20 protein-coding genes are annotated in these 21757 nt (G+C 61.7%); 9 read left to right on the plus strand and 11 right to left on the minus strand.

Going from position 1 to position 21757, the window contains the following annotated elements:
- Window positions 1–642: 642 nt before the first annotated feature.
- From ACZYZ3_RS17960 to ACZYZ3_RS17975, 4 genes are all read right to left on the minus strand, one after another.
- Window positions 643–1593 (minus strand): IS1595 family transposase, encoded by a 951-nt coding sequence (locus tag ACZYZ3_RS17960; protein WP_463965160.1) that lies wholly within the window; start codon window positions 1591–1593, stop codon window positions 643–645.
- 623 nt (window positions 1594–2216) lie between these two features.
- Entirely contained in the window at window positions 2217–2837 is a 621-nt protein-coding gene (locus ACZYZ3_RS17965) for a carboxyltransferase domain-containing protein (protein WP_463965161.1), read from the minus strand.
- 198 nt (window positions 2838–3035) lie between these two features.
- A complete protein-coding gene (locus tag ACZYZ3_RS17970) occupies window positions 3036–3347 on the minus strand; it encodes a 5-oxoprolinase subunit B family protein (RefSeq protein ID WP_463965162.1) in 312 nt (103 codons plus the stop codon).
- A 105-nt stretch (window positions 3348–3452) separates the two neighbouring features.
- On the minus strand, window positions 3453–4628 hold the full coding sequence (locus tag ACZYZ3_RS17975; RefSeq protein WP_463965163.1) for an acyl-CoA dehydrogenase family protein: 1176 nt from the start codon (window positions 4626–4628) through the stop codon (window positions 3453–3455).
- A gap of 230 nt (window positions 4629–4858) precedes the next feature.
- Here ACZYZ3_RS17975 and ACZYZ3_RS17980 point away from each other — a divergent pair, with 230 nt between their 5' ends.
- The 4 genes from ACZYZ3_RS17980 (at window position 4859) to ACZYZ3_RS17995 (ending at window position 8328) form a co-directional block, all read left to right on the plus strand.
- Window positions 4859–5425, plus strand: a complete 567-nt coding sequence (locus ACZYZ3_RS17980; RefSeq protein ID WP_463965164.1) for a MaoC family dehydratase — start codon at window positions 4859–4861, stop codon at window positions 5423–5425.
- Between the two features lie 47 nt (window positions 5426–5472).
- Window positions 5473–6303 (plus strand): HpcH/HpaI aldolase/citrate lyase family protein, encoded by an 831-nt coding sequence (locus ACZYZ3_RS17985; protein WP_463965165.1) that lies wholly within the window; start codon window positions 5473–5475, stop codon window positions 6301–6303.
- On the plus strand, window positions 6304–7476 hold the full coding sequence (locus tag ACZYZ3_RS17990) for a CaiB/BaiF CoA transferase family protein (protein WP_463965166.1): 1173 nt from the start codon (window positions 6304–6306) through the stop codon (window positions 7474–7476).
- 105 nt (window positions 7477–7581) lie between these two features.
- Window positions 7582–8328, plus strand: coding sequence for a GntR family transcriptional regulator (locus ACZYZ3_RS17995; RefSeq protein ID WP_463965167.1), 747 nt, complete (start codon window positions 7582–7584; stop codon window positions 8326–8328).
- Between the two features lie 512 nt (window positions 8329–8840).
- Here ACZYZ3_RS17995 and ACZYZ3_RS18000 read toward each other — a convergent pair.
- Window positions 8841–9602 (minus strand): IS5 family transposase, encoded by a 762-nt coding sequence (locus ACZYZ3_RS18000; RefSeq protein ID WP_463965168.1) that lies wholly within the window; start codon window positions 9600–9602, stop codon window positions 8841–8843.
- Between the two features lie 257 nt (window positions 9603–9859).
- Here ACZYZ3_RS18000 and ACZYZ3_RS18005 point away from each other — a divergent pair, with 257 nt between their 5' ends.
- The 4 genes from ACZYZ3_RS18005 to ACZYZ3_RS18020 all read left to right on the plus strand — a co-directional run bounded on the left by ACZYZ3_RS18005 (window position 9860) and on the right by ACZYZ3_RS18020 (window position 13205).
- A complete protein-coding gene (locus ACZYZ3_RS18005; protein ID WP_463965169.1) occupies window positions 9860–10366 on the plus strand; it encodes an HtaA domain-containing protein in 507 nt (168 codons plus the stop codon).
- Window positions 10366–11667 (plus strand): FAD-dependent oxidoreductase, encoded by a 1302-nt coding sequence (locus ACZYZ3_RS18010; RefSeq protein WP_463965170.1) that lies wholly within the window; start codon window positions 10366–10368, stop codon window positions 11665–11667. Before ACZYZ3_RS18005 ends, ACZYZ3_RS18010 begins: the two co-directional genes overlap by 1 nt.
- Before the next feature lie 24 nt (window positions 11668–11691).
- Window positions 11692–12153, plus strand: a complete 462-nt coding sequence (locus ACZYZ3_RS18015; RefSeq protein WP_463965171.1) for a flavodoxin domain-containing protein — start codon at window positions 11692–11694, stop codon at window positions 12151–12153.
- A 275-nt stretch (window positions 12154–12428) separates the two neighbouring features.
- Window positions 12429–13205 (plus strand): transposase, encoded by a 777-nt coding sequence (locus tag ACZYZ3_RS18020; RefSeq protein ID WP_463965172.1) that lies wholly within the window; start codon window positions 12429–12431, stop codon window positions 13203–13205.
- A 314-nt stretch (window positions 13206–13519) separates the two neighbouring features.
- Here ACZYZ3_RS18020 and ACZYZ3_RS18025 read toward each other — a convergent pair whose 3' ends face one another.
- The gene (locus ACZYZ3_RS18025) at window positions 13520–15043 is read right to left on the minus strand and encodes an aldehyde dehydrogenase (RefSeq protein ID WP_463965173.1); all 1524 of its coding nucleotides are present in this window, start codon (window positions 15041–15043) and stop codon (window positions 13520–13522) included.
- 64 nt (window positions 15044–15107) lie between these two features.
- Complete coding sequence (gene gabT / locus ACZYZ3_RS18030; RefSeq protein WP_463965174.1) at window positions 15108–16454, minus strand: 4-aminobutyrate--2-oxoglutarate transaminase; 1347 nt, start codon at window positions 16452–16454, stop codon at window positions 15108–15110.
- 172 nt (window positions 16455–16626) lie between these two features.
- On the opposite strand from gabT, the gene ACZYZ3_RS18035 reads away from it, so the two are divergent.
- A complete protein-coding gene (locus ACZYZ3_RS18035) occupies window positions 16627–17277 on the plus strand; it encodes a GntR family transcriptional regulator (RefSeq protein WP_463965175.1) in 651 nt (216 codons plus the stop codon).
- A 33-nt stretch (window positions 17278–17310) separates the two neighbouring features.
- Here ACZYZ3_RS18035 and ACZYZ3_RS18040 read toward each other — a convergent pair whose 3' ends face one another.
- From ACZYZ3_RS18040 to ACZYZ3_RS18055, 4 genes are all read right to left on the minus strand, one after another.
- Entirely contained in the window at window positions 17311–18816 is a 1506-nt protein-coding gene (locus ACZYZ3_RS18040; protein WP_463965176.1) for an aldehyde dehydrogenase family protein, read from the minus strand.
- Between the two features lie 35 nt (window positions 18817–18851).
- The gene (locus ACZYZ3_RS18045; protein ID WP_463965177.1) at window positions 18852–20108 is read right to left on the minus strand and encodes a cytochrome P450; all 1257 of its coding nucleotides are present in this window, start codon (window positions 20106–20108) and stop codon (window positions 18852–18854) included.
- A 114-nt stretch (window positions 20109–20222) separates the two neighbouring features.
- The gene (locus ACZYZ3_RS18050) at window positions 20223–20948 is read right to left on the minus strand and encodes a gamma-glutamyl-gamma-aminobutyrate hydrolase family protein (protein WP_463965178.1); all 726 of its coding nucleotides are present in this window, start codon (window positions 20946–20948) and stop codon (window positions 20223–20225) included.
- A 99-nt stretch (window positions 20949–21047) separates the two neighbouring features.
- Window positions 21048–21752, minus strand: coding sequence for a type 1 glutamine amidotransferase (locus tag ACZYZ3_RS18055; RefSeq protein ID WP_463965179.1), 705 nt, complete (start codon window positions 21750–21752; stop codon window positions 21048–21050).
- Between the last annotated feature and the right edge of the window lie 5 nt (window positions 21753–21757).

Raw genomic sequence — 21757 nt, forward strand, 5'->3', positions numbered from 1 at the left:
CGGGCATTCGGAGGAAATAACTTGACCATAAAACGCTCCATCAATCAGAGCGTTGCTACGACCATATGACTTTGCCCCGCGTACAACATGATTTGCTGATTATTCTTTAGGTGGGCCAGGGTTGCTGCCGGTCCCGGAATTTCGGCTCTGATCCCTGTTCATGCAGGAATGCGGGTGGAACGGCATGACATGGCAGCTGATCCGGAGCAGATCACTTCGCTGAGCCTGGCCAGTCGGTAGGCGGGCCAAAGTCGAGCCGAACCTGGAGGCCGAGTTCAGTGGGTACAAGCTGGACGACGAATTCGCGAGCCGGGGCCAACGCTAACGTCCTGATGCTTCGGACGGCTGGCGGGACCGGCAAAGCTCTCAGTCCGGTCACGGAGCCGCCCGTCCCCCGGATCAGGCGTCAGCGTAGTTGTCGTAATCAGCACCATCAGCCCTGCCATGTCCAATGTGCCCACTGGTTCATGGAACATCGGAGGGAGGACTCTCGTCAGAAGGCGTTCGGGCCGGCACTGGCGGGCTGCCCACCTTGATCACGGAAAGAAATGAACTTCTCAGCGAGGCATAAGACTGACCCCTCCGGGTGGTGTATAGGCACCGATACTGGACCATATGTCGGCTAGTGCGTATCCGGTTTGCTCAGGTTCTTCGTGTGGTGCCGGGTCCTTGGTCGACGATTTGGCGGTAAGTCGTGGGTTGCTGGTGTGATTCGAGGCCGAGAAGGCTTTGAAAGGCTGACATGGGCGAGCGGCGCCGGTTGTAGCGGAAGACGAATTCATCCAGGTAGACCTGGAGGTGTTCGTTGCTGACGGCGCGGTGGGTGCCGCGCAGCCAGGACTTGAAGTTGCTGATGGCCCTGTGAACGCGCGGCATTACCGGTTCTGTGTCGCCGTTACGTTTGGCTGCCCGCTGGGAGCGCGGCCGGTGGTCGTACCCGTTTTTCGCGAGCTGGAGGTGCGGGCCCCAGCCGTCGGTGTGGACGATTGCCCCGGGCGCCACGGTGTCGTGAACAAAGCTGTACAGCGTCGCCCCTGACGCGTCAGGAATGACGCGCATGCGGATCCTGCCAGGACCCTCGCCACGGACCTCAACGGCGACAACAACCTCGGCGGCCCTGGCCGTCAGACTCCGCCCACTGCGCCGGCCCTTTTCCACGCCGCCGACCTCGCATTCATCGACCTCGACCTCCCTGGTCAACAGGGTGCGTTCAGGGTTGACCATGGCACGGCGCAGCTTGTGCAGCATCGTCCACGTACTCTCGTAGCGGCTCAGCCCGAGTTGGCGCTGCAACTGCACCGCCGAGATCCCCGGCGTGTTCGTCGTCATCAAGTACGCCGCCCAAAACCAGTACTGCAACGGCAGGTGCGTCTTGTGCAGCACGGTCCCGGACGTCAGGGATGTTTGGAGATGACACCCGGCACATTCCCACACGCCACGCGTCGCAATCGGCCACGCGAGCCGTCCCTGGCAACGCGGACAAACAAAGCCCTCGGGCCACCGGCACGCAAACAAATAATCCAGGCAGGCCTGCTCATCTCCGAACCTTGCCTGGAACTCCAGAATCGACTGCGGAAAATCCGGTCGTGCCATACCGCCAAGCTACACCTGAGCAAACCGGATACCCACTTGTCGGCTTTGCTGGTCTCAAGGGCCCGCAGGGGAGTGGTGGCCGCATTTGCACACAGGCATTTCAGCATGAGGTTGTGAGGCTTCAGGCGAGACGGTCCGCCGCGGCGACGTTCAGCCCTTGGCTCCCTCACCAACGTGCCTCACAAGAGATGGATCCAATCCGCATACTTTGTCCGTGTGCATGACCGCAGCGCGAACGGATGATACGACCGGATGAATGCGAGTTGGGCATTGCCGGAAGTTCAAACAGATCCAATTCTGCCGGGCGTCCGCGTCAGGGTCATCTGCTCAGAGGTCGGTGTAGGCCGGCCGAATGAAGAGCGAGGTGGTCTTCACCACTGTGGCCGGGCTGTGCGGGATCACGGGGGGAATGGAAGTCGACACGACCACACGATCGGCGCCGAGTTGCAGCACATGGCGGCTTCAGCCGGTGCCGCCGGCTGGTAGCAGCACGTCGTGAAGCTTGCCGGCGGCACCCTGGTCGCTGTCCACCATGCTGCGCTGTCACCGGCCTCGGAGTCAACAATAACGACTTCACGCCAGGGATCTCTTCTTTGCGTCGTGGTTCCTCACCGTCGTGATTTCTACTCCTCGACTGGCAGTTCCGGGACGGTTGCGCACAGCCGGACCAAATCGCCAACGAAGAGGCGTCTTGAAGAGGCTTCCCCTGTGGACACCCGCCCAATAAGGAGTTCATCGCTAAACCATTCGCATGCCGCAATTGTGATTCCGGAGGCGGAGAGCATAAGTGTTCCTGGCATTACTGCCTGTCTTGTGCGGAATGTTCCAAGCAAGGGCGACAATCCATGACGGGCACTGACATCAAGCATCGGGGATGCTGCCGGTGCCGCGAGCCCCGACACAGCATGTGCCTTCCTGCAAAAACTGCGGATCAGTGCTGCTTCGGTCGTTCCCAGCAGCAGGCTTGCCAGGGAAAGGTCTGGACCGTAGGGGCCCCCAAACATCGCGGGCAGTAAGTGGGAGGACGGGGAATGGTCTCCATATGCGAAGCGGACAGCTGAGTCCGCAGCTTTCAGCATGTCCGCCAGATCCTGGGCGTCGACGAAGCACGGGTGAAACGCAATAACAAGTTCACTCTTCAGCGATTGGATGCTAACAACTCCGGGAAGGCTTAGCGACTCAATTGTTTCTTTGAGAGCAGAAACATAGCTCTCGGATCCTGGGTGGTCACCCGCGCTGACCACAAGGCTCCCGGGAGAGCGGGAAGAAACGCTATGTCGGCCGCACTAGTCATCGGGGGTGTCTCTCACATTCCGTAAGGGGGAGCGGACCGTATCGGTTGGTACTCAGTGCCTTGTGTAACCGACACGGTCCGCAGTCTGGGAGGTTCAGGCGGGCATCCCATGGCTTGCATTCGGCTCACAAGTTGCTCTGGCCTGAGGCTAGCCATCTTCAGTCCCCGAAGCTGAAGCATCGACTAATCTGACCAACCGTTTCAGAGTGGGAGCTTCCATAAGGGACGGATCGAACTCCACGAGAAGCGAATCGTTCGTCGGGACCAATCGGCCGAGGCCCGGTACGTCGTAGGTGCTGAGCATTTTCGCGAGAGCGTCTACACGCTTTCGAACCGCCATCTTGTCCGCGCCGCTGACAATGGCGCGCACCGCCGTCGAATCTACATTCATCACGGTAAACGTCGGCGAAAACAGAACCATATTGCCGTCCAGAAGAAGCGAGCTTAAGCTGCGCGCCATTCGAATCTCCTTATTCAGGTTGGTGACAGCGGACTTACGACGTCAACCCCGAACCTCAGGTTTTGGTTGCATTGAGCGTTAGTCGGGACGATTCCCTCGGAATCCTTAGTACGAGCGGGGGAGTCCAAGGACCTTGGTGGCTACGAAGCTCTTGATCATGTTGTTGTTGACCGGAGCCACCTGGAACATGCGGGTCTCGCGGAACTTGCGTTCGACGTCGTATTCGTCAACGAAGCCGTAGCCGCCGTGGGTGTCCAGGCAGGCGTTGGCGGCCGCCCAGCTTGCCTCCGACGCCAGGTGCTTGGCCATGTTGGCCTCGGCGCCGCAAGGTTCGCCGGCGTCGAAGAGCCGCGCCGCCTCGTACCGCATCATGTCCGCGGCCCGGACCTTCATGTAGGCGTCGGTGATGGGGAACTGCACGCCCTGGTTGGTGCCGATCTTCCGGCCGAAGACTTCACGGCTGTTGGCGTAGTCCACACCGCGTCGGGTGAACCAGTAGCCATCGCCGATGGCTTCGGAAGCGAGCAGGATGCGTTCGGCGTTCCATCCGTCGATGACGTAGCGGAAGCCCTGGCCCACTTCGCCGATGACCGCGGAGGCCGGCACGCGCATGCCCTGGTAGTGGACCTGGTTGGTGGCGTAGTTGAACATGGTGCGGACCTTCGTCACCTTGAGTGTGTCGGGCTGGTCGGCACGGACCTGGCGCAGGTCCACCAGAAACAGGGTCAGGCCATGGGTCTTGTCGGCGTCCTTGCCCTCAGGCTTCTCGGAGGTGCGTGCCAGGACAAAGAGAAGGTCGGATTCCTCAATCCGACTGGTCCAGCTCTTGTGCCCGGTGATGACAAAGTCGTCGCCGTCGCGCACGGCCGCTGTCTCGATGCTGGTAGTGTCCGATCCGGCCTTGTCTTCGGTGATGGAGAAGGCCTGCAGCCGCAGCTTGCCGGCGGCGATCTGCGGCAGGTACCCCTGTTTCTGTGCGTCATTGCCGTGGCGAAGCAGGGCGCCCATCGTGTACATCTGCGCGTGGCAGGCAGCCGAGTGACCGCCGGACTTGTTGATTTCCTCCATGATGACACTTGCCTCGGTCAGTCCCAGGCCCAGGCCGCCGTACTCGGTGGGAATAAGGGCGCCGAGGAGGCCGGACTCCGTCAGAGTGTCAACGAACTCCTGCGGGTAACGGCGGTTGCGGTCCGTTTCGCGCCAGTATTCATCGGGAAAACCTGCACAGAAGAGGCGGGTCTGCTCGCGCAGCTGTTCCAGTCCGGTGGTCAGGGTTTGCATAGTTGCTCCTTGAAATCGATCCGGGCGAGCCTTCCTCACCTCTGGCAGCTGACCATACTCCAATATATTGGGAACTGGCAAGAGGCGCTTCGGTGGCTCTGCTAACCCTCCAGACCTTGACGCTGCCGGTATTTCTTGGCCATAATCACATGGGAACAACAATATATTAGACTTTCGGCAGTCAGCAGAGATTGGCGCGGAGGATGCAGCGGAAGCCAAGGAGATCATCGATGACCGAAGAAGTAGCACAGGCAGGGACGTCCGAAAGTCGCGTAGTAGCGGGCTGGACCGGTCGATTGTTTGAGGACTTCGCCCCGGGGGATATCTTTTACCATCCGTTTGGCAAGACGGTGACCCAAGCGGACAACCAGACCTTCACGCTGATGACGCAGAACGTCGCCAAGATCCATGTGGACAGCAACTTCGCCAAGGGAACCGAATTCGGCCTGCCACTGGTCAATTCCACCTTCACGCTCGCGCTCGTCACCGGCCAGTCCACAATCGACCTGTCCATGAATGTCTTCGCGAACATGGGCTGGGACGAGGTCCGCATGCCCAACGCGGTCTATGAGGGCGACACAATCTATTCCCGCTCCAAGGTCCTGACCGTCCGCGAGTCGAAGTCCCGCCCCAACCTCGGCCTGGTCACCGTCGCCACAGAAGGCTTCAACCAGGACAGTAAGATCGTCATCACCTACCGCCGCACCTTTATGGTTTACCGGCAGGGCCACCTTCCCAGCCTCGAGTCTGCCCGTCCGGACGAATCCACCCTGCCCGCGATCGGGGACTTCCAGTGACAGCCCCCGCCCAGACAGTTGACGCGGCGGGCACTGGCTTGGAATCCGTGGCACGCGCCGTCACCGCCCTGTTCGTCCCCGGCGACCGGCCCGAACGGTTCGCCAAGGCAGCTGCCGCGGGTGCCGGAGTCGTGATCATTGACCTGGAGGACGCCGTCGCGCCGGAAGCCAAGTCGGCGGCGCTGACCGCGGCTTTGGAGGCCGTTGCCCCCGACGGCGGACGCGACCCCATGCGTGCGCTGGTCCGGGTGAACCCGCAGGGTTCCGGTCACTACGACGCCGACATCACCTTGCTGCTCTCCGCCGCCCGCAGGCCGGGGTCGGGCCTTCTCGGCATCATGGTGCCGAAGGCCGAAAACGCCGGCCCACTGCGGCAGCTGCGCGCGGACATGCCAAAACACCTGGCCCTGGTTCCACTGATCGAATCGGCTCTCGGCGTGGTGAATGCGGTAGAGCTGGCCCGGCAGCCCGGCGTGACCCGCCTGGCCTTCGGCGCCATTGACTTCGCACTAGACATCGATGCCGACAGCGGCGACAGGTTCCTGGACCACGCCCGTGCGCAGCTGGTCCTCGCCTCCCGTGCAGCCGGCATCGCCGCGCCGCTCGATTCGCCGTCCACCGACATCAAAGACACCGGCCAGGTTGCCGACTCCGCCCGGCTCGCAAGGAACTTCGGTTTCGGCGGGAAGCTCTGCATCCACCCCGCCCAGCTGGCCACCGTGCACGGGGCCTTCGCGCCCACACAGGCCGACGTAGAGTGGGCGCTGTCCGTGATCGGCGCCGAAGGCGGCGCCGAACAAGTGGATGGCCAGATGATCGACCGGCCCGTCACCGAGCGGGCCAAACGGATCCTGCAGCGCGCAGGGAAGGAGCAGTAAATGGGCACGTTACCGCTTGAGGGCATCACCGTCGTCTCCCTGGAACAGGCCGTTGCGGCTCCGTTCGCCACACGCCAGCTTGCCGATCTGGGAGCCCGGGTGATCAAGGTCGAACGGGACACCGGAGACTTCGCCCGCGGCTACGACACCAAGGTCCACGGAATGGCCAGCTACTTCGTCTGGCTAAACCGATCCAAGGAAAGCATTGTCCTGGACCTGAAATCGGCAGAGGGAATGGCGGTCCTGCGCAAGCTCGTGTCCCGGGCCGACGTACTGGTCCAGAACCTCGCTCCCGGCGCCATCGAACGCCTGGGCCTGGGGCCGGACGAGGCACTGGCGCTGAACCCGCGGCTGATCCATGCCTCGATCTCCGGCTACGGCCGCGGCGGTTCCTACGAACAGAAGAAGGCCTACGATCTCCTAGTTCAGTGTGAGGCCGGCCTGCTGAGCGTCACCGGCACCCCGGAATCCCCCGCCAAGGTGGGAGTGTCCATCGCTGACATCTCGGCCGGCATGTACACCTACTCGGGCATCCTGACTTCATTGCTGCAGCGCGCCACCACAGGCCGCGGCGACGTCCTGGAAATCTCCATGCTTGAGGCACTGGGCGAATGGATGGCCCAGCCTTACTTCTACGCGCAATACGGGGGTGCGCCGCCGGCCCGTAGCGGCGCCCAGCACGCCAGCATCGCACCCTACGGGCCGTTCGACGCCGCCGATGGCACCGTGTTTTTCGGCATCCAGAACGAGCGCGAATGGGCCAAGTTCTGCACGGACGTGCTGCAGCAGCCCGGGCTCGCGCAGGACGGCCGATTCGCCGGCAACGCGCTGCGCGCTGACAACCGTCCGGCGCTGCACGATGCCATCAACGCAGTTCTGGGCGATCTGCCGGCAGCCGAAGTCCTGTCCCGGCTCGACGCCGCGGGCATCGCCAACGCCCAGCTGCGGGACATGCACGAGTTCGCCGCCCATCCGCAGCTGGCCGAGCGCAACCGCTGGCGGGACGTTGAATCCCCCGTCGGACCGCTGCGCAGCTTGCTTCCCCCGGTCACGTCCCGGGAGGTGGACGTGAGGATGGGTCCAGTGCCGGAGGTCGGCCAGCACACCGACAAAATCCTGGCCGAACTGGGGCTGGACTCACCCGCCCTGGCCCGGCGCGAAACCACCAACTGAATCTCCCTGAGTTGTCCATAAGCCACGGCAGGCCTGTACTCCAGGCCTGCCGTGGCTGATGGCGTATGTTGGGCAGGGAAATTAATCAGAAAGGGTCCGCAGACCATGACCAGCCGCAGCCCCCGCCCGCAACTGAGCGAGAAAGCAACCGCCCATATCCGGGGCCTGATCATGTCCGGTGAACTGCGGCCCGGGACCTTGGTCCGACCCGAGACCATCGGCGAGGACCTGGGCATCTCCACCACGCCGGCCCGCGAGGCGTTGCAGGCCCTTCGGGTCGAGGGCTTCCTGGAACTCGTGCCACGGCGCGGGTTCGTTGTGGCCCCACTTACCGGACAGGACATCCGGGACCTTTTCCAGGTCCAGGCCCTCATCGGCGGGGAACTCGCCGCCCGCGCCGCCGCCAATGCGAGCCAGCAGGATGTGGCCGAACTCGAGGCCCTGCACCATGAGTTGATCGCGGCCGCGGCCCGGAATGATCACGACCGCCTCGAGGAGAAGAACCACGCCTTCCACCGCGAGATCAACCTGATGGCCGGTTCCCGGAAGATCATCTGGATGCTGGGTCTGGTTGCCCGGTATGTCCCGAGGCAGTTCTACTCCTCCATCCCGGGCTGGCCCCAGGCAACAGTGACCGACCATGAGGAACTGCTAGAGGGAATCCGCTCCGGGGACCTGGAAAAGACGCGCTCAGCCATGGTGGCGCACATCATCCATTCAGGGGAACTGCTCGCAGCCAACTTCGACGAACGACTGGCCGCAAAACTTCTGGCAACCGATGCCGAACCAGCCACGGAAAGACCTGGACCAGCTGACTTGGGGCGTCCTTGGACGCCCCAAGTCAGCGCATGACATCACGTCCCGGTGTCGGTCGACGCCTTGCTCGGGTATAAGTTCGACCACTCCGAAAGCCTCCTAGAACCAGCTCTCTCGTGCGTGCTCGAACGCCAGCGAACATGAGACTGGCGGCTGCGAACGTCAGTAGAAGGCGCCTGCAGGACGTCAGCTAGGCCCATGGCCGCGCTCCATTGGGATCCGCCGCCCATCCAGTGGAGCCCAGGTTCCGGGGAAGGCCCCACATTTCGTGTGACCGATCCGCCCCAGGCCTGGATCTGCCGGGACCAGTGAATTCAATCGAGCAGCGATCTGCCGTCGTGCGAGACCAATCCAATGACGTCGGCCAAGGCTCCGACACCGCCCTGCCTCAGAGGTGAGAGCGCCTGCGATCCGCCTGCGCTCCTGCCGCAGAGTCCCAGGTCTCTGCTCCACCTACCGGCGCCCGAGCCTCGGGATGCATTAGGGCATGTCTCCTAATTCCTTGAGCCAGATGGTGATGGCGCGGAGGACGACTCCGCCGCGGTAGGTCAGGGCGAGCTTGTCGTAGCGGGTGGCAGGCCTCGCCACTGCTTGAAAACGTTGAAGGACCGTTCGACGACGTTTCGTCGCTTATAGGCTTCCCTGTCCAGCCCCACTGGTCTGCCGCCCTTGCTGCCGCGGCGTTTGCGGTTCGCTTCCTGATCGGAGCGTTCCGGGATCACCGCCTGGATGCCGCGCCGGCGCAGAAGCTCTCTGTTGGACCTTGAGGAGTACGCCTTGTCCGCCAAAGCCCGGTCCGGGCGGGGACGGGCCCTGCCCGGACCCAGCCGGGGAACGCTGAGGGAGTCCAGCAGGTGCGGGAACATCGGGGAGTCCCCGCCCTGACCGGGGCCAAGCAACATGACCAGCGGGCGCATCTTGCCGTCGCAGAGGTGATGGATCTTCGTTGTCAGCCCGCCGCGGGATCTCCCGATTCCGTGGTCAGGCGGTTCCTCTAAAAGATTCATGTAATTCGACAGGTCCCCCTGTGTGGCGGGTGAGGTTCGTGGCGTGCTGGTGTGCGCGGTTGACCGTGGAGTCCACGGAGACTTCCCGGCCGCGTCGGCCTCCGCCAGGATCCGGGAGTGGATCTTGTCCCAGGTGCCGTCGCCGCTGAAGCGGCGGTGGCGTTTCCAGACTGTCTGCCACGGGCCGAAGGTCTCCGGCAGGTCCCGCCAAGGAATTCCCGCCCGGAAACGGTAGATGATGCCTTCGACGATAAGACGGTGGTCCTGAAACGGCCTCCCACGGCTCCCGTCGGAACTGGGCATCAACGGTTCAATCCGCTCCCATTAGGCATCGGTCAGAACGGCGGTACGCGACATGATTCCAGCATGCCAAAGCCGACAAGAACCAATTTGGGAGACACGCCCTAGTCGATCACAATGAGCCATCGATGCGGCTCCACCCAGCCGTCGCACCGGGCCGGCATTGCAGTCGCAGGCGGACCGATTCAAGTCGACGCCCCCTTGTGGGTATTTCGTATCCGGTATACGCTTTCTGAAGAATTGATCTTGAAGGAGCTGACGTGATCAAACTCGGACGGGCCCCTGAGGGTGCGGACTCATTGCAATGGCGCATTGATGCGGCCTTTGATAAATACGTCCGGAATCAGACCGGTGACGGAACGGTCATGGTTTCTGCCGGAGCCTCACGCGATGACGACGGCTGCTACCTCTTCCCCAGAATCGATACATCGTTGGACACCGAAAGCCTGAACTTCGGCGGCTCCGTCGAATTTCTTGCCTACATGGGCGTTCTTTCGCTTCGTATCGCTGAACCAAGCTTCCACGTATCCCAGGACGTGGTCCGCATGTGCATCGTGGACGACGCCGCCCCAGCGGGAACGCGGCTCGAGCTAGCAACGGCAACCATTGAGTCCGGGCAGGTTGGCAGCGCGATGCTTGACCTTCGGCTAACGGAACGGGGCTCCGAACTGTTCTTTGGAAAATACCCTGCGGGCGCTCCATTGGCGCCCGTCACCGTTCTCCTGCCCGTCCCGGCCAGCATGGCCTCAACCGAAGGAGCATACTGATGGACGCGCCTCTCTCGATTGCCGTGATAGGAAGCGGGCCCGCCGGCTGCTACATTGCCCAAAGCCTTCGCCGGTCACTTCCTCAGTCGGAGATCACAATTTACGACCGACTTGCGTCTCCCTTCGGGCTGGTTCGCTACGGCGTTGCGCCGGATCATCAAAGCACCAAATCGATTCAGGCGCAGTTTGCCCGGTTGTTTGAACGCGAAAATGTCCGCTTCGCGGGGAACATCGAGGTCGGCAGGGACATTTCCCTGGATCAGCTCCGAAGCACCCATCACGTCGTCGTGCTGGCTGCGGGTCTGTCAGCTGATCGCGCCGTAGGGGTGCCGGGTGAAGACCTGCCCGAGGTATATCGCGCCGGCCGCCTGACAAGGCTCTTCAACGCGCACCCGCTTGAGCAGACCGGCGTCCCGAAGTTCGGAAAATCCGTGGCGATTATCGGCGGCGGCAACGTGTCCATCGACGTCTTGCGCCTGCTCATCAAACAGCCGGGAGATTTCGCCAACAGCGACATCGACGACGCCGCGCTTGCTGAATACGTCCAAGCACCTTCGAGCCACATCGACTTCATTTGCCGGTCGGCAATCACGAACGCACCCTCTGATCCCGTAATGCTCGCCGAACTCGGACGCGTACGCGGCGTGAGGTTCTCATGCTCGGACCCCATTGAAGTAGCGGAGGACGCCCCCCGTACCGCCCTGGCTCGTGCCAAGGCCATCAAGGGGCTGCTTGAGGTCGACCCTGGCACCGAAACACGTGTCGAGGTGGCATTGCACTTTGGTTGGGCGCCGGAGAGTATCAACGGGGACGGGCGCGTCCAGAACGTGGAGCTGCGATCCGTCCATGACGACCGGCCGAATCTGCGTCTGAATGCTGATTCCGTGGTAACAGCCATCGGTTTTGATTACGACGCCGGTGACTGGCACGGACTCGGCGCACTCAAGGCAAATCTGGAAACCGGGGCACTGGACCACGGGCTGTACCGGACGGGCTGGATTAAGCGGGGTTCTCGTGGAACGATCGCCGAAAACAGATCGTGCGCAAAGGCGGTAGCAGAAGAGATCCTCGAAGGTGTGGATTCTATTAAGCAACAGACGAAGCCGGGATACGGTGGCCTGCCGGAAGAAGTCCGCGCGCGGGCTGTCGATTATTCCGCATGGAAGCGCGTGGACTCCGCTGAGACGCAAGCCGCATCAGAGGAGCGGTCCCGCCGAAAGTTCCCCAACCATGAACACATGGTCGCCATCGCACACAATAAGCTCGTTCAAACCTCCGCCGCCGCCGCCGGCGCCGACTAACTCAGGCATTTCAAACAGGAGAAAATGATGAAAATCCAAGTTCTTTTCGGCACGGAATCCGGCAACGCAGAGATAGCGGCTGAAGATCTCGCTGAGTCGATCAGGAGCGACAGCCAGGAAGTCGAAGTGCACGACCTGTCGGCGTTCTCAATTGCTGAACTGCAGCATGACTCGATGTACGTTTTTCTGTGCTCCACCTACGGTGAGGGTGACCTGCCAAACACGGCCCTGCCCTTCTATGCAGACCTTTCCGTCGTCCGCCCCGACCTCTCGGGCGTGCGTTACGCAATGTTCGGCCTTGGCGATACGTTCTACACGGAAACCTACGGCCAGGGTGCCACCAAGCTCGACGACAAACTCGCGGAGCTGGGGGCGCACCGTATTGGGGAAATCGGCCGCTACGACGCCTCGTCCTGGGAGCCGGTCGGCGAGTGCGCGGTCGCCTGGTTCGTTGGCGTACTCGAGGAAGTGTCCGCGGCCCGCTAACGAAGCTTCGCAATGGACGACCGGTCAAAACGGTGTCCGGTCCGTCAGGTCACTGCCCATTCAGCCCGACGTTTGCGGCGTCCAGGCCATTCCGGCTTATTAACATTTGGCGTGGTGTCCTTCTAATGAAAGGGCTCGTAGCCCTGCGAGCATAGGTGTTGTCGAGACATCTGTTGCTGAGGACTACGAGCCTGGTTACAGATTACGCAGACGTGCGATGCCGCGTCGGGCGGCGGTTGGCGTGTCCGGAACCGCAGTGTCCGCGGCGGTCGTTCGTGCAGACCACCGACGGGGTTCCGCTGCGTTCGAGGCTGACCAGCAGGCTGGTGACCGGCATTGTCGCTGACCTGTCCACGGAGCTTCGTGCCGTCTCGCGGGTTGCCGCCGCCTCGGGTGTGTCGTGGGCGACCGCCATGCGTGTCATGGAGGACACAGCCGTCCTGGACGGCGGCGTGGACCGGCGCCAGGTCCGCTGGCTGGGCGTGGACGAGCATCGCTTCCGGCGGGTCCGCTACCTGAAAAACGATGCCGGCACAGTCACCCGGGTGGAGCCCTGGTCGATCGTTTTCACGGATCTGGACACCGGGGCGATCCTGGACATCGTGGACGGCCGCCGCGGTCAGGAGGTGCGTGACCGGATCGGGGCCCGGCCGCGCTGGTGGCGTAACAAGGTGGAATTGGTTTCGATGGGGGAGTATCGGAAATTGCTGACCTGCAACCAGGAACACATGTCCTCCGCCCAGTGCGGACGGATGCAGGAAATCATTGGCTCTGACCTTGAACTCGGTGTCGTCCGGGGCTTCAAGGAACACGTCTGCCAGCTGCTGAAGACCGAACACATCGACGGCTCCCACCGGGCCTGGGCCGAGGTCGAAAACGCCGTGAAAGCGACCAGAATGCGCGAGGCGAAATCACTGTTCGTGACCCTGAAAATGAGGCGCAAAGAACTGCTCACGTTCTGCCGGGCCAGGTTCACGAACGCGCGCAGCGAAGCAGCTACCCTCAAGTGCCAGGATCCTCAAACGAGCCGCCCGCGGATACCGGAATCATGAGCACTACAGGCTCAGGCTAGTGGTACACGGGAGCCCAAAAGCCTGCTGTACACCCGCCGCCACAGACCGTGAACAGTCGTTCGTGCGGCAATCCCCAGGCGCCAGTACGCCTTAGCAGGCATCGGACCGAGATGACACGTCCGGCTCTCTGCTGAAGCCCCACCCTGGCTTCAGGCTGACCACGCCCCACTCCCACTCGTCAAACGGGCCCCGTCCTTGACATTTTTGTCTGGTCAACGCTGATAGGAAGGGGTCCCACTCACCTTGACAGCAGAAAGGTCCGGGGGAGGACCCCCGGACCTTTCTGCTGTCACCTACTTAATGACAAACGGGTTTGAAGCGTCCGGAGCTGTGGAGATCCAGACCGACTTGACCTGGAGGTACTCCTTGATGGCGTCAATCCCGCTTTCCCTGCCCAGGCCGCTGCGCTTGTATCCTCCAAAGGGGGACGTGAAGCTCACCGCGCGATAGGTGTTGACCCATACCGTGCCAGCCTGCAGATTCTCGGAAAGTCGGATGGCCCTGCCAATGTCCTGTGTCCAGACTCCGGCGGCCAGTCCATAGTTAATGTCATTCGCGATGGATAGTGCGTCCTCTTCGTCGTCGAACGGGATCACTGCAAGGACAGGGCCAAAGACTTCTTCCTGGGCGATGCGCATCTCATTGCGAACCTCGGTAAAGATCGTTGGCTGGACGAACTGTCCCCCGGACGAGCCTTCCCCGGTGTAAGCGGCGCCCCCCAAGACGCACTTTGCCCCCTCGAGCTGAGCAATATCGATGTAGGCGAGCACCTTCTCAAACTGCAGGCGGGTCGTCACTGGTCCCACGTGCGTGTCAGGCAGCATGGGATCGCCGATCTTGGCCTGTTCGGCCAATGCCACAACCCGCTGGACGAACTCGTCGTGAATGGAGCGCTGAACCAGCAGCCTCGAGCCGGCAATGCACGTCTGACCGGTAGCCGCGAAGATACCGGAAATAACACCGGCAGCCGCGGCATCCAGATCCGCATCCTCAAAGACGATATTTGGGGACTTGCCGCCCAATTCAAGTGAAACGTGCTTGAACTGGCTAGCCGCGTTCTCGTAGATCTTTTGCCCGGCTGCCTCGGAACCCGTGAAAGCCACCTTCACAATGTCCGTGTGACCGACGAGCGGGGCCCCCACCTCCTGACCGAAGCCAGTGACCGTGTTGACCACGCCGGGCGGGAATCCCGCCTTTTCGAAAAGCTTCATGAACTCCAGCGTTGAAGCGGAGGTGAACTCCGAGGGCTTGATGACGACAGTGTTGCCTGCCGCTAGAGCCGCTGGCAGCTTCCACGCCAGAAGAAGCAAAGGAGAGTTCCAGGGCGTGATCATTGCGATCGGCCCGAGAGGCTCCAAACGGGTGTAATTGAGGATGTTCGGCTTGTCGCTCGGGATGACCGAGCCCTCAATCTTGTCGGCCAGGCCGCCGTAGTAGCGGTACCACCCCGCCATGTAACGGGTCTGGGCGGACATCTCTGCATATAGCTTGCCGTTGTCGCGCACCTCAATCTCGGCAAGGTGTTCGCTGTTGGCCTCGATGAGATCTGCCAGATCCATCAGCAGCTTGCCACGGTACTGGGGCTTGGTCCTGCCCCAGCTCTTGAACGCCTCCAAAGCAGAACCGACTGCCCGGGATACGTCCGCGGGGCCGCCTCTGGCAATCCTGGCCCAGACTTCCCCTGTATACGGATTGACGGTATCGAAGTACTGGCCCTCCTCAGGCCCGGTGAAGGTGCCTCCGATGTAGTGGTTGTAGTGCGTCAGGCCATCACGGTCCTCGACTCGGCTGACCAAATCACTGCTCTGTGCTGTCATCGCTGTCTCATCCTTTGCTGAACGGTGTAACCAGCCTGTGATCCCCGCTGGTCTTGGGTGTGATTCATGAACGGGCCAATCCCTCCGCGACGATTCCGATGCCTTCCTCAAGCAGCTGATCCTCGATGGTCAGGGGGGGAAGGAACCGAATGACATTTCCGAAGGTGCCGCAGGCGAGGAGAATGACCCCGTTTTCGTGGGCGTACTTCACCACCCGGGCGGTCAGCGTCGGATCCGGGTTCAGGGTATCCGGGTCGACGAGTTCGATGGCGAACATGGCTCCGCGTCCGCGCACTTGGCCGATGCGGGGATCTGTTCGCTGCAGTTCGGTGAAGCGACCGGTCAGGATTTCCCCGATCTTCCGTGCGCGATCGAGCAATCCGTCCTCCTCATAGGCTTCGATCGTCGCAAGCGCTGCTGCGCAGGCAATGGGATTCCCGCTGTAGGTACCTCCGAGGCCGCCCACCTGGGCAGCATCCATCAGCTCAGCACGCCCCGTGACTGCCGAAAGCGGCAATCCGCCGGCTATGCCTTTGGCCATCGCGATGAGGTCAGGGACAACCCCTTCATGGTCAACAGCAAACCATTCACCTGTCCGGGCGAAGCCAGACTGAATCTCATCTGCGATGAACACGATGCCGTTGCGCTCCGTCCATTCCCGAAGGGTTGGCAGGAAACCTTCTGCGGGAACGATGAAGCCGCCCTCGCCTTGTATGGGCTCGATAATGATGCCGGCCACCGATTCGGCCCCGAGCTCGTTTTCGATCTGCTCGATCGTCTGGCGGGCGGCTTCGGGCCCGGTGAGACCGCCGTCACGGTATGGGTAGGAGGCCGGAACACGGTAGATTTCCGGGGCGAACGGGCCGAATCCCTGCTTGTAGGGCGCGCTCTTTGCGGTCAGGGCCATCGCAAGGTTGGTGCGCCCGTGGAAGGAGTGTTCGAAGGCCACGATGGCTTGACGGCCCGTGGCACGCCGAGCTATCTTGACGGCGTTCTCCACCGCCTCTGAGCCTGAATTGAACAGCGCGGTGCGCTTGGTGAAGTTGCCGGGAGTGAGCTGGTTCAACTTCTCTGCCACCGCAATGTAGCTCTCGTATGGCACCACAGTGAATGCCGTGTGCGTGAAGCGATCCAGCTGATCACGAACTGCACGAACCACGCGAGGGTTCGAGTTGCCCACGCTGGTAACGGCGATACCCGAGCCCAGATCAATGAACGAGTTGCCGTCCACGTCCAGGAGCGTTCCGCCGCCTGCAGCGTCGGCGACGATCGGCAGAGTATGGCCGACGGACCGAGCCACTGCCGACTCCTTGCGCGCAAGAATCTGGCGCGAGCGGGGGCCGGGGATCTCGGTGACGAGCCTCCGCTCCTGAATAAGCTCGGGGCCGCCGACGGTGATGTGTGCGGTCATTGGGCCGCCTCCTTCGTAATTGGATCTTTCACTGGTGGTTCGTGACGCTCACGGGTCAGCTGGTGAGGACGGAAAGAGCACGGGTAGTCCTCGAACAAGGTATACGGTATACGGAAATCCCATGTAAGCCAATAGCCGGTAGGCTGGGAAAAACAGGAAAGTGGCGGACACCGTGAAGAAAATTGAGTTTGCTCGTGAGACGCTCGCTGACGCTGCCTACGCGCAGATCGCCGAAGGCATCCTGACTCAGGATCTGGGTCCGGGCACAAGGCTGCTGATGGACGACTTGGCAGCCCGTTTGGGCATCAGCCGGACGCCGGTGCGTGAGGCTTTACATCGGCTGGAGATGGAAGGCGTGATCGAGCCCGGCGGTCGCCGTGGCTACATCGTGCGCAAACTGACGGATGCCGAGCTGGACAAGCAGTACGCTGCCCGTGGTGCGATCGAGCCGTTCGCCCTTGCGGAAGTTGCACGGCGCGGCGGTGCAGCCGCAAAGTATGTGCGGGCAACGTTTGAGGAGCTGGTATCAGCCCCTCAGACCACCGCCATGGAAGTCTTCCTGGTCAACAAAGCCATCCACCGCTGCACTGTGGAGGCACTGGATAATGAGTACCTCCTTAGTATGTTCGACGTGATTTGGCAGACGGCTATGGCCGCGCATGTATGGGCCGACATCCTGGAGAGCCGCACATCCGGTGATTTCCCTGAGCTGCACCGGCCAATTGTGGAGGCCGCCGAATCCGGCGATCCGGAATTGGCGAGCAAAGTCGCCCATGAGCACATTCTCGCCGGTCGCGGGCTGCACTCAGTCCACGGCGTGTAGCCCGCCCCCCAGGGCCGGGCTACACCCCCGGGTTTAAGCAGACATATCGATCATCACGGCTTTGGATCGCGTGTAGGAAAGTACACTTTCACGCCCGAGCTCACGGCTGTTTCCGGACTTGCTGTAGCCTCCGAAGCTTTGTGCGGGATCCAGCCGCCCGTGAGTGTTCACCCATACGGTACCGGCCTTGAGAGCCTTGCTCATACGAAGGGCTCTGGCGACGTCCCGGGTCCACACGGCAGCCGCAAGGTCATACGGTGAATCGTTCGCGAGCCGGATGGCATCTTCTTCGGTGCGGAAACGAAGCACGGAAAGAACTGGCCCGAAAACCTCTTCCTGGGCAATCCTCATATCGTTCCGGACCTCGGTGAAGATGGTCGGTTCGACGAAGTATCCCAACTGGTCCAAAGCCCGCCCGCCAACGCTGAGGTGCGCTCCTTCAGAACGTGCGATGTTGATGTACTCCTGGACTGATATGTACTGGTCTTTGGAGACAAGCGGGCCCACCTCAGTGTCGGTGAGAAGCGGGTCGCCGACCCGCAGGGCCCTGGTTTCCCGGGCCAGCGCCTCCACGAGCTCGTCGTAGACGTCCTCATGGACAAACATTCTGGTGGGCGCCACGCACACTTGTCCGGCATTCTCCCACATGGCTTCAGCCGAACCCCGGGCGGCTGCTTGGATATCAGCATCAGGAAAGACGATGTTCGCACTCTTTCCACCCAGTTCGACGCTGACCTTCTTCATCTGCCGGCTGCCTGCCTCGAGGATCCGGCGACCAACAGGGGTGGACCCCGTGAAGGAGATCTTTACAACGTCGGGATGATCCACGATCGCCTGTCCCACGGTGCGCCCTGGCCCGGTAACCACGTTCAGGACTCCCGGGGGCAGCCCCACCTGGCGAGCAAGGTCAGCCAAAAAGAGTGTTGAGTAGCTGCTGACCTCGGCAGGCTTGATGACCACCGTGTTGCCGGCTGCGAGGGCAGGTCCGATCTTGTGCGAAGCCATCACCAGTGGGAAATTCCAAGGCGTGATGGCGCCGCAGACACCAAGAGGCTCTATCTGCGTCATGCCGAAATAGGGTTGGCGTACGGGGTTAATCGAACCCTCGAGCTTTGTGGGCCAGCCGCCGTAGTATCGGAAGACGGCCGCCACACCACCCACGTCGTCCAGTGCCTGGGAGATGGGTTTGCCCATGTCCAGTGTTTCCAGTTCTGCCAGCTGCTCGCGGTTGGCGTCCACGGCGTCAGCCAGATCGAACAGGTACTGGGCTCGGGCGGCCGGGCTCGCGCCACCCCATTCCCTTGAGGAGAGGGCTGCGCTAGCCGCGTCAACGGCGGAGTCAACATCATCTGCCGTGCCCGAAGCGATGGACCCGAGCGCTTCCTCCGTCGCGGGGTTAATGGACTGGAAAGTGGCCCCTGACTTGGCTTCGCGATCCGTGTCGGCGCCGATTCGAAGCCCCTGTGCCCGTTCGATGAAGGCTTGTGTTGTTGCGGAAACCCTGTGTGAGGCCGCCGGAAGTACTGCGTCGTTTGTCATGGCTTTCCCTTTCTTGGCAGGTAGGTGTTGATGAATCAGGCGTACGTCAGACGGACCGGCAGTTCCTTGATGCCGTGTGTGAGGTTGGAGCGAAGCCGGTGCACTGGGCCGTCAATTTCAATGGTCTTCACCCGTTTGGCAAGCTCGCGGAAAACAATCTGCAGTTCCAGGCGCGCCAGGCCATTGCCCAGGCAGATGTGGGGACCTCCACCGCCGAACGCCACATGAGGGTTGGGCTTGCGTGAAATATCGAACGTGTACGGTGCGTCGAACACAGTCTCGTCCCGGTTCGCCGACGCATACCAGATAAGGACTTTGTCCCCGGCCTTGATCGACGTTTCACCGATCGTGGTGTCAACCAGCGCCGTCCTGCGGAAATGATGGATCGGGGTAGCCCACCTGAGCACTTCCTCAACAGCCGTGTTTATAAGGGAAGGGTCTTCCTTGAGGCGGCGGAACTGGTCTGGATTTTGTGCAAAAGCAAGAAGGCCGTGGGAAAGCGCCATACGGGTGGTCTCATTACCGGCTACCACCAGGAGGGAGAAGAAATTGTCCAGCTCGCGTGTCGTGAGCTTTCGCCCGTTGATGTTCCCGGTCATGAGTAACGAAAACACGTCATGGCCCAGATTGCCGTCCCTACGGTCGCGCAGGGCATCCGCGTACTTCCAGATGTCCCTGCCCGCGGGGCTGGAGAACGGATAGCCGCTGTTCTCCTTAACGTTCTCAGGGGAGTCGGCCGTGCGCGGAGCGTGGTCCGGGTCCGCGCCTGCAATCATTTCGTCGCCGAGTGCCTTGAGGTAGGCCCTGTCCTCGGTCGGAACCCCGAGCAGCTCGCCAAGCACAATCATTGGGATGACTGCGGCCACATCGGCCACCCAGTCGAAACCCGGCTGCGAAAACGCCTGGTCAAGCGTCTTCTCGACCAGCTCTTCGACAAAACCAACCCATTCCTTGTGGACGTTGCCGGGAGTGAATCGGGGAGAAAGGACCCGCCTCATCGCCGTGTGCAGGGGCGGATCGGTGTCGATTAGGGTCTGCCTCGCCATCAGGTCCTCGTGCCCGATGTCCTCGCGGGTGGTTCCCCCCGTCTCCGACGAGAATTGCTGGAAATTGCGCGTGACGGCGACGACGTCGGTATAACGGGTCACGGACCAGTAGCCCGGGCCTTCCTCCTCCTCAATCCAGCGGACAGGGTCTTCCCTTCTGGCCGCGTCGAAGTACTCGTATGGGACCCCATCCTCGAATGCTTGGTCAGAAAGTGCGTCGTGGTTGTGCACGTGGGTTTGGCTCATGATGCGTCTCCTTGGGGGTGCCGGCCTGTCCGACTCCATTTAGTGCATACCGTATTCGGTATCCTAGTTATCGTCCGGCTGCCTTATTGCCATTGGTTGAGTTGTTCTCCGGGCTCAGCCGAGCGGGATGTTAGCTATGAATTCCTTGAGCAGCGCCTGTTGGGCGAGGTCCGAAGCTACGGTGTCCTCCGGGTGCCACTGCACCGCATGGATCCAGAACTCAGCTCCCTGAAGTTCCAGGGCCTCTACAGTGCCGTCATCGGCCCAGGCGGTGGCTAGAAGACCCTTCCCAAGATTCCCGACTGCCTGGTGGTGATAGCAGGAGACCTGCGGGTTTCGGGCGATCGATGACGTCAGGGAACTCGCCGCGTCCAGCGTAATAGTGTGGATCTGGTTCATGTGAGGGGTGGGAAGGTGCTGTTCCAAATCCCCGCCCAGGGATACGTTCAGAATCTGCATGCCGCGACAAACAGCAAGAGTGGGTATCTTGTTTTCCACCACGTACCGGGCAACAGCAAGATCAAACACGTCCTGCAGGTCATCTCCCGCGTCGGATTCGCCGTGGGCTTCCTGCCCGTAGCGCCACGCGGATATGTCGCCCCCTCCGGGAAGCAGCACGGCATCGGCGAAAGCCAGCCGCTGCGCCACCTCCCCATAGAGTGCGTCTTCTGACGTTCCGGGGTCCGCAACCGGAAGTATGGTCACGGGCTCGCCTCCCGCCTCGTACACGCCCTTTATGAGCGCATGAGCATTGACCAGTGCTTTGTACCTCAGCGCCGATGCACTCTCGGAGAATCTGCCTGGTACGGCAATCAGGGGTCTGCGACGCTGTGTGTCCACTTGCCCGTCCATTCAAAATTAGGGGTGCTCTCGATGCACCTGTTAATAGCTGTCTGTTCAGTTATTCAGTCCGGACGGCAGCCTGTTCGGAAACAGGAGTTACCGTCCGTTCAGGAACCAATCCAGCAGTTGTTTGGTGTTGCCTTCGGCGGAGGGCTCGTGTGCAGCCCAGTCGCGCCGGAAATCATCGATGGAGACGACCCCTTCCAGCTCGTGTCCGCCGATTCTGATCCATTCCTCCATGAGTTCTCTGTCTGCCTCCGGATGGAACTGCACTCCGATGGAGCGGCCGGTCTGGAAAACCTGCGGAGCGACGGCGGTTTTGGCCAGCACGTCAATGTGGTCCGGCAATTCGACCTTGTCGCTGTGCCAGGAGAACCACGGGCCGGGGGCTATCGGGCACGTGTAGCCCGGGTCGAAGGTGATGAGGCCCGCCTCGATTCTGTCGGCGCGCACAGTCCGGCCGCCGAGGCTTTCGGCAAGCAGCTGGGCGCCGAAGCAGATACCCAAATAGGGAGTTCCCTGCTGGTGGAGCATTGCTATGTACTGGATCTCCCTGGTGATCCAGTCATCCTCCAACTCGTAAATGTGGCTGAAGGAGCCGAAAGAGACCACCGCGTCGAAAGCCCCGGGATCGGGAAAGTTGTCGTTGATGCTCCGGGTCCCGCCCCCGTTGACGGAGAAGACTTCATGGGTTTTGATAATGTGCCCGGCGTCGAGCAGCGCTTGGCCGATGATGCCGGTGTCAGCAAAGGAAGTCTGTTCGTGCGTGATGAGAAGAACGGTCTTGGGCATGGAAGTCATGTCCG

Source organism: Pseudarthrobacter linnaei (assembly GCF_055412825.1).